The 15237-nt window shown below is 44.5% G+C and carries 12 protein-coding genes; 10 read left to right on the top strand and 2 right to left on the bottom strand.

Features of this window, described 5'->3' with window-relative positions:
- Window positions 1-263 precede the first annotated feature (263 nt).
- On the top strand, window positions 264-1241 hold the full coding sequence (locus HFM85_RS07460; protein ID WP_330594785.1) for a D-alanyl-D-alanine carboxypeptidase family protein: 978 nt from the start codon (window positions 264-266) through the stop codon (window positions 1239-1241).
- Window positions 1242-1323: 82 nt separating this feature from the next.
- Here HFM85_RS07460 and HFM85_RS07465 read toward each other — a convergent pair whose 3' ends face one another.
- Window positions 1324-2046: a GntR family transcriptional regulator gene (locus HFM85_RS07465; RefSeq protein ID WP_173737658.1), complete on the bottom strand. Its 723-nt coding sequence runs from the start codon at window positions 2044-2046 to the stop codon at window positions 1324-1326.
- 292 nt (window positions 2047-2338) lie between these two features.
- On the opposite strand from HFM85_RS07465, the gene HFM85_RS07470 reads away from it, so the two are divergent.
- The 7 genes from HFM85_RS07470 to HFM85_RS07500 all read left to right on the top strand — a co-directional run bounded on the left by HFM85_RS07470 (window position 2339) and on the right by HFM85_RS07500 (window position 12219).
- On the top strand, window positions 2339-3307 hold the full coding sequence (locus HFM85_RS07470) for an SIS domain-containing protein (RefSeq protein WP_173737659.1): 969 nt from the start codon (window positions 2339-2341) through the stop codon (window positions 3305-3307).
- Window positions 3308-3345: 38 nt separating this feature from the next.
- Window positions 3346-4203, top strand: a complete 858-nt coding sequence (locus HFM85_RS07475) for a PfkB family carbohydrate kinase (protein WP_173737660.1) — start codon at window positions 3346-3348, stop codon at window positions 4201-4203.
- A gap of 15 nt (window positions 4204-4218) precedes the next feature.
- Window positions 4219-5721 (top strand): ABC transporter permease subunit, encoded by a 1503-nt coding sequence (locus tag HFM85_RS07480; RefSeq protein WP_173737661.1) that lies wholly within the window; start codon window positions 4219-4221, stop codon window positions 5719-5721.
- Window positions 5714-6436 carry an ATP-binding cassette domain-containing protein gene (locus HFM85_RS07485; RefSeq protein WP_173737662.1) on the top strand — a complete coding sequence of 241 codons (723 nt, stop codon included), beginning with the start codon at window positions 5714-5716 and terminating at the stop codon, window positions 6434-6436. The genes HFM85_RS07480 and HFM85_RS07485 overlap by 8 nt, the downstream gene beginning before the upstream one ends.
- 439 nt (window positions 6437-6875) lie before the next feature.
- Window positions 6876-9137 (top strand): formate C-acetyltransferase, encoded by a 2262-nt coding sequence (pflB, locus tag HFM85_RS07490; protein WP_243251594.1) that lies wholly within the window; start codon window positions 6876-6878, stop codon window positions 9135-9137.
- 8 nt (window positions 9138-9145) lie between these two features.
- A complete protein-coding gene (pflA, locus tag HFM85_RS07495; RefSeq protein WP_173737664.1) occupies window positions 9146-9895 on the top strand; it encodes a pyruvate formate-lyase-activating protein in 750 nt (249 codons plus the stop codon).
- A 200-nt stretch (window positions 9896-10095) separates the two neighbouring features.
- The gene (locus HFM85_RS07500; protein WP_173755597.1) at window positions 10096-12219 is read left to right on the top strand and encodes a diguanylate cyclase; all 2124 of its coding nucleotides are present in this window, start codon (window positions 10096-10098) and stop codon (window positions 12217-12219) included.
- A 62-nt stretch (window positions 12220-12281) separates the two neighbouring features.
- On the opposite strand, the gene HFM85_RS07505 is transcribed toward HFM85_RS07500, so the two are convergent.
- Window positions 12282-13022 carry a lysophospholipid acyltransferase family protein gene (locus HFM85_RS07505; protein WP_173737666.1) on the bottom strand — a complete coding sequence of 247 codons (741 nt, stop codon included), beginning with the start codon at window positions 13020-13022 and terminating at the stop codon, window positions 12282-12284.
- Window positions 13023-13178: 156 nt separating this feature from the next.
- Between HFM85_RS07505 and HFM85_RS07510 the strand changes: the two genes are divergently transcribed.
- On the top strand, window positions 13179-13619 hold the full coding sequence (locus HFM85_RS07510; RefSeq protein WP_173737667.1) for a protease complex subunit PrcB family protein: 441 nt from the start codon (window positions 13179-13181) through the stop codon (window positions 13617-13619).
- A 3-nt stretch (window positions 13620-13622) separates the two neighbouring features.
- Window positions 13623-15191 (top strand): DUF3794 and LysM peptidoglycan-binding domain-containing protein, encoded by a 1569-nt coding sequence (locus HFM85_RS07515; protein ID WP_173737668.1) that lies wholly within the window; start codon window positions 13623-13625, stop codon window positions 15189-15191.
- The last annotated feature ends 46 nt before the right edge of the window (window positions 15192-15237 follow it).

Genomic DNA, 15237 nt, shown 5'->3' on the forward strand with positions numbered 1-15237 from the left:
CAGAGATGAGAATCTTTGCATAGGGTATTTTTTATTTGGAAAAAATTCTCAGGGAGATGGGAGAGAGTCTTGATTTTTTAGCTTAATGCTTTTACAATAAGGCTCAAACCAGTAATAGATGGATAGATTTAGAGATTTGTCAGAGATTTATCATCTAAAGTTTACAAATGAAAATTGAAATTATGTTAGGATATAAAAAAGATGGGGAAAACGTTTCTGTAGGGGAAACTTACAGATGAATTTGTCTGGACAGGGAGTATAAATTGAGATCAAAAAAGCGTAAAGCGAAGAAAATAAAGAAACAGGTAAATAAAATAAAAATGATACTCTGCCTGGTGGTGGAGGCTATCGTAATCCTGACACTTGTAGTGATCATCGGTTGGAACAAAGGTGTAGGAGACTGGATGGAGTCTCTGCAGAAACCGGTCGTACGCAAGCTTGAGATGAGTGGCATCAACAGTCCCTATGCAGTGCTGATGCAGGTAAAAGGCGGTAAGATCATCGGAAATATGAAGGGTGATGAGAAGATCTATCCGGCTTCTATGACGAAGATCATGACTGCGATCGTAGCCATTGAGAACCTGGATGATCTGGATCAGGAGATCACTCTGACACAGGAGATGTTTGCGGGGCTTTATGAGCAGGATGCAACCCAGGCAGGCTTTCAGCCGGGGGAAACAGTGCGTGCCATTGATCTTCTCTATGGTGCCATGCTTCCATCAGGGGCAGAGTGCTGTATCGCACTGGCAGATACAGTTGGCGGTTCCAGGGATGGCTTTGTGGAGATGATGAACAAGAAAGCGCAGCAGCTTGGCATGAATAAGACGCATTTCTGTGATACGACAGGGCTCCATGATTCGGATCATTACAGTACTGTGCGTGATATCGCGGTGCTTCTGAGATATGCACTTAAGAATGATACCTTCCGGGAAATTATTGAGAGTCCGCGGCATTCTACAGGAGTGACCAATATCCATCCAAGCGGGATCACATATTACAGTACCATGTTTAAGAATTTATCAGATACTTCTGTAACTGGTGGTCACATCCTGGGCGGCAAGACAGGATATACCAGTGAAGCCGGATTGTGTCTGGCAAGCTTTGCAAAAATCTATGACAGGGAATACATTCTGGTAACGGCAGGCGCAGCAGGCAATACGGGAAGTGCACTGCATGTGCAGGATGCAGTGACGATTTATAACCGGCTTGGCAGTGCGATTGAGGCGCAGATGGAGAAGTGATTTTTTATTCTAAAATTTACCGGCACAGAGGTGTATGCTGCTGTATTGGCAGTATAACACTTCTGTGCCGTTTTTTGATTCTTCAAAATGAAATCGTATAGCGGGAACCTGCAATGTATTCGCGGCTGATATAAAGCGGACTTCCATCAGGAGCTTCCATATAGGAATCCAGGATCAGCACAGGATCACCGGAAGACAGACGCAAAGTTTTGGCCATATCAGGGGAGGCTGCAGTAACAGAAATTGTGCTGCGGCTGGACTCTGCGATCGTACAGCTGTAGGTGGCTTTGATATATTCAAAAAAAGAACCGTTTTCTACAGCATTCGGATCAAAATCCGGGAAAAGTCGTGTGGGGAGCCAGGTGTGAACATCAATAACCGGAATACTGTCAGCCAGAAGAAGACGTTCCAGGAAAAAAATTTCTTCATCGGGAGCAAGCTGCAGAAAATCAGAGGTTACGGTGTTCGCATTTTTTTTGCAGAAGGACAGTACGTGAGATTCCGGAATACGGTCATTCTGACGGCAGGATTCGGAAAAACTCATATTTTTCTGGGATTCAAATTTACGGAAGATCATGGGGGATTTTACAAAGGTTCCTTTTCCCTGGTGCTTGATAAGATATCCCTGTGTGCAAAGCTCTTCCACGGTACGTCTGACAGTGATCCGGCTGACATGGTAAAGATCGGCAAGCTCCGGCTCTGTCGGGATTTTTTCCCCGGGCTTATAAGTACCGTTTTTGATCTGACTGGTAATAATATCCATAAGCTGCTTGTAAAGCGGCTGGATCGAATTTTTATTTAACATGAAAATATCCTTTCTAGAGATTGTTCATAAACGATATTTTACTATAGTGCGGATGTATTTGTCCAGTAAGAGACAAGCCTTTGCAGTGCGGAGGAGTGTGTATAGGATGAATAATTAATCATAAATCATGAATATACTCTTTACTATAACGTTATAATATGTTATATTCTTCAAAAAGGTAAAATGCAAAAAATTAAGAGAAAGAAAATCATCTGAAAATCCGAAAAAACCTGTATTTTCAATGGATTTAGAGGATTGTCAGACGAATTTCCACAAAACCGGAGGATGAAAAATGGACGCAGTAAAAATCGTAAATAAGATCAGTGAAGAGCATGGAACAATCAAAAATGTGTATTTTCTTGCATGTGGAGGTTCTCTTGTAGATTTATACCCGGGATATTATTTCCTGCGTGCGGAGTCAGCAGTGATGGATGCACAGTGGATCCCGGCCAGAGAGTTTGCTTTGACACCGCCTAAGAAGCTTGGAAAAGACAGCCTTTTGATTATCTGCTCTCACAGCGGAAAGACCAAAGAATGCCTGGAAGCGGCGAAAGTGGGAATGAATGCAGGTGCAGCAGTTGTGACCATGACACATGCACCGGGATCTGCCTGCGATACAGATGAGTGGATATCTGTTGTATATGACTGGGCACCGGGAGTGAAAGAAGCAGAGAAGCCGCAGGGAATCGTACTTCGTATTCTTAATGAGCTGATGAAGGTACAGGAGCCGGGATATGTTCTTTATGACAAAATCGCAGAAGGATTTGATAAGATCGATGAGATTATTGCAGCAGCAGTGAAGGATCAGCAGAATGCGGCATGGCTTTTTGCAGAAAAATATTCAGAGGAACCGAACCTTTATATCATGGCATCAGGAGCCTCCTATTCACAGGCCTACGGATTTGCTATCTGTTCACTTCAGGAAATGCAGTGGATGGACTGCGGATACCTGAACAGTGCAGAATATTTCCATGGACCATTTGAGGTGACAGACGAGGAGCACCTTTACATTCTGATGATGAGTCGTGGAAGAAACCGTATGATGGATGAGCGTGTTCTGACTTTCCTTGAAAAATACGGAAAGAAATACGAAGTGATCGATGCGGACAAACTTGGCATGGCAGCTATTGACGACAGCTGCGTGGAATATTTTACACCAATGCTTTTCTATACCATGACAACTGTTTACCGCACCGCACTGCAGGATAAACGCCGTCATCCGCTGGATATGAGAAGATATATGGGTGTTGTGGAATACTAAAAACGCTGCTTGTGCCTGTGCACAGAGAAAGGGGAAAAATGAGCAGATACAGTACAAAACTCCTTGGGTTCGGAGACAATGTTGTGGATATCTACGATCACTTAAAAACCATGTATCCAGGTGGCAATTGTGTAAATGTCAGTGTCTACGGTAAAATGGCAGGCTGTGAAAAAACAGCATATATGGGATATTTCGGGAATGATGACAGGGCAGAGCTGATCATAGATGTGCTGGGAAAAACCGGCGTGGAAACTGTGAAATGCAAACAGCTTCACGGTGAAAATGGCTATTCCAGGATCACATTAAAAGACGGAGATCGTGAATTCCTGGATTTTAATGAGGGTGGCATTCGTGGAAAAACACCGTATATCTTAGATCGTTTTGATCTGGAATACATGAAAGGATTCGATGTGGTACATAGTGGAAATTATTCTTTTACAGAGAGTGAGCTCCACAAGATCAAAGAATCCGGAATCCCGGTTTCCTTTGATTTTTCTGATGATTCCACAGAAGAATATTATGAAAAAACGGCACCGTATGTTACATATGCTTTTTGCTCTTTTGATGGAACCGATGAGGAAGCAAAAGAACATCTGAAAAAGCTCACCTCCATGGGACCGGAACTTGCCATGGCTTCCAGAGGTGCGAAAGGCTGTATTCTCTATGATGGGGAGAAATTTTTTGCCCAGGAAGCAGCTCCGCTTGAAAAAGTGAAGGATACTCTCGGTGCAGGAGATTCCCTGATCGCGTCTTTCCTTACAGGCTTTATTGGAAGAACTAAAGCCGGTATGGATAAGGAAACCGCGATCTGTGAAAGTCTTGAAGAGGCAGCTGCTTTTGCGGCGGGTATCTGTGGTATGGAAGGTGCTTTTGGCTACGGAAAAAAATATGAATAGCAGGAGGGGAAAATAATGGGACGCAATGGAAAAAGCAGAGCTCTTATTTGCTTTGTACTGTGCATGATCATGGCTCTGCCGGTATATTTCAGCAGTGCAGTGGCAGTAAAAGCGGCAGAACAGCAGACCATCATCATAGGAACGAATGCAGAGTATTCGCCGTTTGAATACCTGGACGATGATGGAAATATTACAGGTTTTGATTACGATCTTCTGGAGGCGATAGCCAAAGAAGAAAACGTGAAGCTGGTATGGAAGGATATGCCCTTCGATTCCCTGATGGGTTCTATGGAGGCCGGAGATGTACAGGTGATCGCTGCCGGAATCGGACCTACTGAGGATCGTAAAAAAAGTGTTGATTTTTCCGATGTTTATTATACCGGTACACAGTGTATCATAAGCCGTAAGGATAATCCAATCAAGAATTTTGAGGAGATGTCCGGAAAAACAGTTGCAGTTCTGGAGGGTGCACAGAGTGATATGATCGCATCCGGCGAGACTACTGATTACGGTGAAGTTAAGGATGCCAAAGTAAAAAGATTTAAAAACGCTTCCAGTGCAGTCATGGAGCTGAAAAACGGTGGAGCAGATGCAGTTCTGATCGACAATATCATGGCTGAAATTTACTGTAAACAGAATTCAGATCTGCAGTATGAGTCTGTGCCAAGCACAGCAGAGGATACTGTTTTCTGTATTGAAAAAGGAAACACAGAGCTTGTCCAGATCATCAATGACGGGCTTGCAAAAGTAAAAAAATCAGGGGAATATGATGATCTTTATCAGAAGTATTTTGTAGACACAGTTGAAAACAGTGAGGATGTGACAGATGTAGCAGCAACAGATGGTTTTCTGGGACTTTTAAGCTTTATTTTCCTTCAGGATAACCGCTGGAAGTTTTATATCAATGGTCTTGGGATCACGCTGATCGTTTCCCTTTTGTCAGTGGTCGTAGGTATCCTGATCGGTCTTGTGGTGGCTCTGGTACGTCTTGGAGCTGCGAAAAAAGGCAGAAGAACCATTCTTTCCACGATCGCGGATATTTATGTTGATGTGATCCGCGGAACACCGTCGGTTCTTCAGCTGATGATCATTTATTTTGCTGTATTCCACAGTAGGCTTGGATATGTGGCAGCAGTGGTCAGCTTCGGTATCAACAGTGGTGCGTATGTTTCCGAGGTTATCCGCGGAGGTATTTTGTCTGTTGACAAAGGTCAGAGTGAGGCAGGACGTTCGCTGGGCCTTGGATATAAAGATACCATGCGTTTTATTATCATTCCGCAGGCTGTAAAAACCATCCTTCCGGCAATGGGTAACGAGTTTATCCAGCTGATCAAAGAGACTTCTATTTTGGGCTATGTGGGTATCATGGATCTGACAAAGGCGGCAAGCTATGTTTCTTCCCGTACTTATCAGATGTTCATACCGCTGATCGTTGCAGGTATCATGTACTATCTGATCGTGAAGTGCCTGAGCCTTCTGCTGAAGAGATTTGAAAGGAGACTGAGAGAAAGTGATTGATGTTAAAAATCTGAAAAAATCCTTCGGGGATGTACACGTATTAAAGGGAATCACAACTCATGTAAACAAAGGTGAGTGTATCTGCATCATCGGTCCGTCCGGCTCCGGAAAATCTACTTTTCTGCGCTGCCTGAATCTTCTGGAAAAACCGGAGGAAGGTGAGATCACCGTAAACGGACAGCAGCTCCTGGATCCGAAGCTGGATGTAGATAAATTCAGAGAAAATGTGGGAATGGTTTTTCAGCATTTTAATCTGTTCCCCAATATGACAGTATTAAAAAATATCACCCTTGCACCGGTACGCCTTGGCAAATGGAATGCAGCGGAAGCTGACCAGAAGGCAAGAGCTCTTTTGAAAAGAGTCGGGCTTGAAGAGAAAGCGGATGTTTATCCCGGAAAGCTTTCCGGCGGACAGAAGCAGAGGGTTGCTATCGCCAGAGCACTGGCAATGAATCCCCAGGTACTTCTGTTCGACGAGCCAACATCAGCTCTTGATCCTGAGATGGTCGGGGAGGTTCTTGAGGTTATGAAAGAGCTTGCAAAAGAAGGCATGACCATGCTGGTGGTTACCCACGAGATGGGATTTGCAAGGGAGGTAAGCGACAGAGTGCTCTTTATGGATGATGGGGTGATTCTTGAGGATAGAAATCCGAAAGAACTGTTTGGGAATCCTCGAGAGGAAAGGACGAAGGAGTTTCTTTCCAAAGTATTGTAGGTTTTTTGGGGGTAAAAAAGTTCTGTTTTGAAAAAACGGGGAAATTCGTGGGGAGGGGAGGCACTCGGAGTTGCGAAGCCCGTTTCCCCTCCCCACACCCCACCCCTCCGGGCACGCCAAAGTGTCCCCTCCGAAAGGGAAAGAGCCCCACTGCCCAAGTGTCCCCCTGGAAAGAAACTATCCGTCAGAAGACACAGGCTCTCCGCCCAGGAGCGTACGTCAGACGCCCGACATTGTACAATATCTGGTACAATTTTCTCATTAATTTTATCAATAGTACATTCCCTTGTATATTATAAAGAACATACATCTAATCTGTTGACTTTGAAATCTGAATCTGTTATCTTATGGTCGTCATGAGAAATGTTATATATTACTAACTGCGCGGGCAGTGAACGAATAATGATTAAGACAGAACAGAGAAAGGATGTGCAACAAATTGGCAAAAGTTAATTTCGAGCAGTGGAACGGATTCAAAGGCGATCGTTGGAAAGAGAAAATCGACGTTCGTAACTTCATCAGCATGAACTATACACCATATGATGGAGATGCTTCCTTCCTGGAAGAGCCAACAGAGGCAACTGATAAACTCTGGGGCAAACTTCAGGAGCTTCAGAAAGAAGAGCGTGCAAAAGGCGGCGTTCTTGATATGGAGACAGAGGTAGTAACAGGAATTACAGCATACGGTCCTGGATATATCGATGAGGAGCTCAAAGACCTGGAGCAGGTTGTAGGTCTTCAGACAGACAAACCTCTGAAACGTGCTTTCATGCCATACGGCGGAATTAAAATGGCAGAGCAGGCATGTGAGACTTACGGATACCATGTAAGCGACAAAATCAAAGATGTTTTCAACAACTATGAGTTCAAAACACACAACCAGGGTGTATTCGATATCTACACACCAGAGATGAAGAGAGCACGTCACAACAAGATCCTTACAGGACTTCCGGATACTTACGGACGTGGACGTATCGTAGGTGACTACAGACGAGTAGCTCTTTACGGAATCGATTACCTGATCGCAGGTAAAGAGAAAGACTTCGCAGCATGCGACCGTCAGGGTATGAGACGTTATGACTTCCAGCTTCGTGAGGAGATCGCAGATCAGATCCGCGCTCTGAAGAAGATGAAAGAAATGGCTCAGATCTATGGCTTTGATATTTCCCAGCCGGCTAAGAATGCAAAGGAAGCATTCCAGTGGCTGTACTTCGGATATCTTGCAGCGATCAAGACTCAGAACGGAGCTGCAATGAGTGTTGGACGTATCTCCACATTCCTTGATATCTATATTGAGAGAGATCTTGAGAACGGAACTCTTACAGAGAAAGAGGCACAGGAGCTTGTTGACCATATCGTAATGAAATTCCGTATGGTTAAATTCGCTCGTATCCCGTCTTACAACCAGCTCTTCTCCGGTGACCCGGTATGGGCAACTCTGGAAGTAGCAGGTATGGGACAGGACGGACGTTCCATGGTAACAAAGAACGACTATCGTTTCCTTCATACACTTGAGGATATGGGACCGGCTCCGGAGCCGAACCTTACAGTTCTCTATTCTTCAAGACTGCCTGAGAACTTCAAGAAATATGCAGCAGACATCTCTGTTACAACAAGTTCCATCCAGTACGAGAACGATGATGTTATGCGCCCGGTATGGGGCGATGACTACAGCATCTGCTGCTGTGTATCTGCTACAGAGACAGGTAAAGAGATGCAGTTCTTCGGTGCTCGTGCAAACCTTGCAAAATGCCTTCTTTACGCGATCAACGGCGGTGTTGATGAGAAGACAAAACAGCAGGTAGGACCTCAGTACCAGCCGATCACTTCCGAGTATCTTGACTATGACGAAGTAATCGCAAAATATGATCAGATGATGGACTGGCTTGCACATCTGTATGTCGGAACACTGAACATGATCCACTACATGCATGATAAATACTACTATGAGGCAGCTGAGATGGCACTTATCGATACAAAGGTTGACCGTTCTTTCGCAACTGGTATCGCCGGATTCTCACATGTAGTAGATTCCCTTGCCGCTATCAAATATGCAAAAGTAAAAGCAATCCGTGATGAGGACGGAATCACAACAGACTTCCAGGTTGAGGGTGACTTCCCACGTTATGGTAACGATGATGACAGAGCAGACGAGATCGCAACCACTCTGCTTTCCACATTCCTTGAGAAGCTGAAACACATCCATACCTATCGTGATTCCAAGCCAACCACATCCATCCTTACCATCACATCCAACGTTGTTTATGGTAAAGCTACAGGATCTCTTCCGGACGGAAGAAAAGCCGGCGAGCCTCTGGCACCGGGAGCTAACCCGTCTTACGGCGCAGAGCAGAACGGACTTCTTGCTTCCCTGAACTCTGTTGCAAAGCTTGACTATGAGGATGCACTTGACGGAATCTCCAATACTCAGACAATCAACCCGGATGCACTTGGCCATTCAGAGGAAGAGCGTACAGAGAACCTTGTAAATGTACTTGACGGATATTTTGACCGTGGGGCACATCACCTCAATGTAAACGTATTCGGTAAAGAGAAACTTATCGATGCTATGGAGCATCCGGAAAAAGAGGAGTATGCAAACTTCACGATCCGTGTTTCCGGATACGCTGTTAAGTTCATCGACCTTACAAGAGAGCAGCAGCTTGACGTTATCGCAAGAACCTGCCACGAAAGGATGTAATAAAAAATATGGGCGACCAGAAAAAAATCACTGGCTACGTCCACTCACTGGAGAGCTTCGGCTCTGTTGACGGACCAGGAGTCCGGTATGTGATCTTTTTGAGCGGCTGTGCCATGCGCTGCCAGTTCTGCCACAATCCGGACACCTGGCAAATGAAAACAGGAACGGAGTACACAGCAGATGAGCTGCTTGAAAAAGCCTGTCGATACCGCTCTTACTGGGGAAGTAAGGGCGGTATTACTGTGAGTGGAGGCGAGCCACTGTTGCAGATCAATTTTCTTATTGAACTTTTTAAGAAAGCCAAGAAACAGGGAATCCACACAACTCTTGATACCAGCGGCAATCCTTACACAGAAGAAGGCCCATGGCATGAGAAATGGGAAGAGCTGATGAAATATACAGATCTTGTCATGCTGGATATTAAACACATTGACGAGGAGCAGCATAAGATCCTCACAGGATGTACCAATCAAAATATCCTTGCCATGGCACAGAAGCTTTCTGATATGGGGATTGCAATGTGGATCCGTCATGTGCTTGTGCCGGAGCGTAATGACCGTGACGATTATCTTCACCGCCTGGCTGATTTTATCGGTACACTTAAGACCGTTGAAAGAGTAGAAGTTCTTCCATATCACACCCTGGGAATCTTCAAATGGGAAAATCTTCACATTGACTATCCGTTGAAAGGCATCAATCCACCGACAAAAGATCGGATCGAAAATGCGGAGAAGATCCTGGGTGCAGGTACTCACTGATCATAGAAAATATTCGGGCGGATATTTATGAGCCGCAGAAACCTATCAGATTTTGATAAAACCATATTTCATGTCGTAAAATGGACATGAGATATGGTTTTTTTATATTTCTTACTATACTTTGAAAAAAAATAATGATATCATAGATGTGTTGAAAAACATGATGGAATACTATGTGTAAACAAGGCAAAGGAAGAATAATGGGGATAAAAGAAACAATGACAATGCAGGAAGCATTGGCAATGAAGCAGCATCTGGAGCAGGTTTTTTCTATTGTGCGCTTTTTGGACAGAGAAACACTGGAAACAGGCCGGGGTGTGGAAGAACCATGTCAGTGTTATTCGATATGGGGTAAAACTAATCAATGCGACAATTGCATTTCCAGGAAGGCATTTGAGCAGAAATGTCAGAAAACAAAAATAGAGATCGTAGATTCAAAAGTCTATCAGGTTATTGCCAGATACCTGGAGATCGATGAAGTACCATATGTTATGGAAATGATCAACAGCCTGGAAAGAGATGATATCATTGATGCTGAGGATAAGGAGAATCTTCTGGCTGAACTCAGCGGATATGCAGATGCACTGTACAAAGATGTTCTGACAGGAGTTTTTAACAGAAGATACTATGAGGAAAAGGTGAAAAATCTGGAGAGTTCTGCCGGAGTAGCCATGGTGGATCTGGATGATTTTAAACTTTATAATGATACATATGGTCATGATGCAGGAGATAAAGCACTGAAAACAGTAGTAGATGTCATTCGCCGCCATGTTCGTAAGAATGATAAGGTTATCCGTTTTGGCGGAGATGAGTTCCTGCTTCTGATCCCGGATATTAATATCGATAATTTCACCAAGAAACTGAGAGAGATTAAGGAGGAAGTTCATGCAGCCAGAGTTCCAGGTTATTCCCAGCTGAAACTTTCCGTAAGTATTGGTGGCGTGCTGTCATGCAATGAGACACTTGGAGAAGCGGTTTTAAAAGCGGATAAATTTATGTATCAGGCCAAGACACGTAAGAATATGGTAGTTATCAGCGATAATGAGATTAAGGGAGGAGGGAATTCTGAGGAATTCCTTATGCGGGATAAGACCAGGCTGACCATTCTTATTGTAGATGATTCTGAAATGAACCGTTGTATCCTTTCGGAGATGCTTGGCGAAGATTATGATATTCTGGAAGCTACCAATGGAGAAGAAGCGATCAGTCTTCTGAGACAGTACGAGACGGAAATTTCCCTTGTGCTTCTTGATCTTGTCATGCCTGTAATGGACGGATTCGGTGTGCTGAGTTATATGAATGAGCGTAACTGGATCGAAGATATCCCGGTAATTATGATCTCAGGAGAGGATTCCGTATCCTATGTGAGGCGTGCGTTTGACCTGGGAGTTGCAGACTATATCAAGAAACCGTTTGATGCACAGATCGTATACAGACGTGTATACAATACCATCACACTTTACGCGAAACAGCGAAGACTTCTTCTTCTTGTAGCAGATCAGATTTACGAGAAAGAGAAGAACAACCGAATGATGATCAGTATTTTGAGCCAGATCGTAGAGTTCCGTAATGGAGAGAGCGGCGCGCATGTACTGCATATTAACATTATTACAGAACTGATTCTTGAGAGACTGATCCAGAAGACGGATAAATATGATCTTTCCGGAGCTGTGCGCGGGATGATCGTTACAGCATCTGCACTTCACGATATTGGAAAGATCGGTATTGATGACAAGATCCTCAATAAACCCGGAAGGCTGACAAATGAAGAATTCGAGGTCATCAAGACCCATAGCGTCATTGGAGCCTCCATGCTTGAGAGTCTGGAATATTATAAAGATGAGCCACTGGTACGGATTGCCCATGATATCTGCAGATGGCATCATGAGCGTTATGATGGAAAAGGTTATCCGGACGGCCTGAAAGGTGAGGAGATCCCGATTTCCGCACAGGTAGTTGCTCTGGCTGACGTATATGATGCACTGATCAGCGATCGTGTATACAAAAAAGCCTATTCTCATGAGAAAGCTGTTGAGATGATCCTGAACGGAGAATGCGGAACCTTTAATCCGTTGCTTCTGGAATGCCTGACAGATATTCAGGGCCGCCTGAAGGAAGAAATGCTTACAATGGCAGAAGAACGTGTGGAAACTGAGGATAAAGGAAGTGCAACATCAGAATTTGAGGGTTACGAGAAAACGAAAGAACAGCTATTTAAGACAATGTCCGAAGATCTCCGAAAAGAATACATAGATAAGGTCCCTATGATCGGGGGGGGGGAACAGACGTTCCTGAAAAAACCGAATAAAAAAATCCATTCATAAATAAAAAAGGAGCCGGTGTGATCCGGCACAGCCCCTGTCAGACAGGGGACTGTGCATTGGAATTACACCAGCTCTTTATTTTTTATAAGCATTTCTTTGATGATATTCTGTGTATAAGCACCAAGATGACGTTGTGTATCACGGTCAAGCTCAGACGGGATGATCGGTTTGCCGTATTCAATGACAACATGTACAGGTGTCATTTTGGGAAAATTGGCCTCCCAGATATTGGCGGAATTGCTGATCGCTATAGGGATAATAGGACTTTTTGCCCTGGTTGCGATCTTAAAGCTTCCGTCATGGAATGGCAGCATATCCAGCTCATCGGAATTTTTGTTTCTGGTTCCCTCGGGGAAGATGCAGACAGAAATGCCGGATTTCACATAGTCGGCAGCCTGGAGGATGGTTTTAAGTCCCTGCTTGATATCTTCCCTGTCAAGGAAGAGACAGTAGAGATTGTGCATCCAGTTGGAGAGCAGCGGGTAACGCTCCATTTCTTTTTTTGCTACATAGCCGGTACGTCCCGGGCAGCGGCTGTATGTGAGCAGGATATCAAAATAGCTTCTGTGGTTGGCAACATAGAGAACGGCCTGATCTTTGGGGACATTCTCCTCACCGATCACAGTTACCCTGGCTCCTGTAAGCCACAGGATAAACTTAAAGATGGCCTGTACCATGCGCAGGGAGCTGATATCCTTTTTCATGGGGGCGAATTTCCCGATGATCCATTCTATAAGAAGAACCGGGATCGTCAGCACCAGATATCCGATCACTGTGATACATACAAGTATAAATCGAATCATATCTTTTGTCCTTTCTGTATTTGAACACATTACGGCTTTTTAAAAATGGCCGTGGTATTTTTTTATTATACGAAGAATTTCAGATAGTTGCAATAAATCTTTTCCTGATTACATAGAATAAATACTGAGTAATGCGAAAAAACGGAGAAGCGCATTATGAAAAAAGCAGTTTGTCTGCTTGCAATCCTGGTACTGGCAGCTGTACTATCCGGCTGCGGTCTTATCCGGATCGAGGAAGAAGAACGCAAACCGGTTGATTATACAGTGGTGGAACGCCAGGATATTCCTGCGGCTCTGGATGAGATCATGAATGAAAAAAAAGAAAAAGAGTTTCAGCTGAGCTATGAAATGGGAGAGACCCTGTACCTGGCAAAAGGCTACGGACGACAGATGAGCGGAGGATACAGCATTCAGGTGGAAGAACTGGGAGCCTCCTCAAACGGGCTTTTTTTTGTTACAAGACTTATTGGCCCGAAAGATCTTAATGAGGCCGGAGTTCCTTCTTATCCATGTATTGTCATAAAAACAGAACCCCAGAAGAAACCGGTGGTTTTCCGGGAGGGAAAGGCAGACAGCGGATCTGAGAAAGGGGAATAGGCAGTGGAATTAAAAAAAGAAAGCATACAGGTGTTAAGAAAAAAAAGCCATGCAAGAAGCCAGATCACCTTTGACGAGGATTTTAATGTGCCGGATGCAAAGCCGGATGTGGGCAGGCTGATCCAGCATAAAGGACGCATTATAATGGAAGACGTACGTCTCACAGATGGAAAAGGGATCCTCACCGGAAATCTGGAAGCAGATGTGCTTTATGTGGGGGAAGAGAGCGGAATTGTCAGCAGTCTTACTGTAAAACTTCCGTTTGAGGAAACTCTGAATCTGAAAAATATCACAAACGGAGATAAAATGTGCCTGAAGTGGGAGATTGAAGATCTTGCGATCCGTCTGATCCATTCCAGGAAGCTGAATATCAAAGCACTGGTAACTTTTTGCGCAGCTGTGGATGAGACGAATCAGATCAGGATACCCGTTGCACTGGATACACCTGATGTATCTGCCAGAAAAAAACAGATCCGCTTTCTGGGACTTGGCGTACATAAAAAAGACACCTTGCGGATCAAGGATGAATACACCATTGCTTCCAATCGGCCGGATATTTCAGGACTGATCTGGTACACCATGGATATAAGGGGACTGGAGCTGAAATCCGGGGAAAATACAGTAAAAGCCAGGGGGGAGCTGTCTGTTTTTGTGCTGTATGAGTCGGAGGATACGGAGGCACCTGTGCAGTGGCTGGAATATTCCATGCCTTTCTCCGGCGAGGTGGAATGCACTGGCTGCACAGAAGAACTGATCCCGGATATCACAGTATCTGTGATGCACCAGAGCCTGGAAGCAAAGCCGGATGCAGATGGCGAGGAGAGGATTTTTGTTTCAGATGTAGTGCTGGAGCTGGATATGAAATTTTTCCGGGAGGAAGAATATGAACTAGTGACAGACATCTATACACCTGTCCGTGAATGTATTCCGGAAGGAAAGACGGAAATTCTGGACCGGCTTCTTGTGAGAAATTTTTCCAGATGCAGGCTCAGTGAGCGGATCCAGGTCAAGGAGACACAGGGAAAAATCCTCCAGCTTTGTCACAGCCGGGGAAAAGTGAAGATCGATAAGACCAGGATCGTGGAAAATGGCGTGGAAGCCCAGGGAGTGGTGATGCTGAAGATTTTGTATATCATCGGAAATGACAGCATGCCGTTTTATTCCATGGAAGCCATGCTGCCGTTTACTTATGTGGTGGAGGCGCGTGGAATCCGTGAGGACAGCACGTATCAGTTAAAAGCGGAACTGGAGCAGCTTTCCGCAGCAATGGCAGATGGAAATGAGATCGAGATCCGTGCGTCTGTCGGCTTAAATCTTCTGGCTGTCAGTAAGGAAGAAGTTTTTGTTATAGATAAAGTAGAAGAAAAACCTCTGGATATGAAAAAGATCCAGGCAATGCCGGGAATCCTGATCTATATGGTGAAACCAGGAGATGAACTCTGGGATATCGCAAGAAGATACCACACATCTGTTGAGGAAATCAGAGAACTGAACGGACTGAACGAAAATCAGGAGCTTTCACCGGGAACTCCGATCCTTGTGGTGAAAAAAGTAGAAGGTCAGATCAAATGAGAAAAACTATCGGAAACGAAAAAAAGCTGGAATATTTTGCTGTTGA

Source organism: Blautia schinkii, from assembly GCF_013304825.1.
Lineage (GTDB): Bacteria > Bacillota > Clostridia > Lachnospirales > Lachnospiraceae > Blautia_A > Blautia_A schinkii_B.

Excerpts from the sequence above, each read along its gene's own strand:
- HFM85_RS07465 (WP_173737658.1), bottom strand. The coding sequence starts at position 2,046 with ATGTTAAATAAAAATTCGATCCAGCCGCTTTACAAGCAGCTTATGGAT.
- HFM85_RS07470 (WP_173737659.1), top strand. The coding sequence starts at position 2,339 with ATGGACGCAGTAAAAATCGTAAATAAGATCAGTGAAGAGCATGGAACA.
- HFM85_RS07475 (WP_173737660.1), top strand. The coding sequence starts at position 3,346 with ATGAGCAGATACAGTACAAAACTCCTTGGGTTCGGAGACAATGTTGTG.
- HFM85_RS07480 (WP_173737661.1), top strand. The coding sequence starts at position 4,219 with ATGGGACGCAATGGAAAAAGCAGAGCTCTTATTTGCTTTGTACTGTGC.
- pflA (WP_173737664.1), top strand. The coding sequence starts at position 9,146 with ATGGGCGACCAGAAAAAAATCACTGGCTACGTCCACTCACTGGAGAGC.
- HFM85_RS07500 (WP_173755597.1), top strand. The coding sequence starts at position 10,096 with ATGGGGATAAAAGAAACAATGACAATGCAGGAAGCATTGGCAATGAAG.
- HFM85_RS07505 (WP_173737666.1), bottom strand. The coding sequence starts at position 13,022 with ATGATTCGATTTATACTTGTATGTATCACAGTGATCGGATATCTGGTG.
- HFM85_RS07510 (WP_173737667.1), top strand. The coding sequence starts at position 13,179 with ATGAAAAAAGCAGTTTGTCTGCTTGCAATCCTGGTACTGGCAGCTGTA.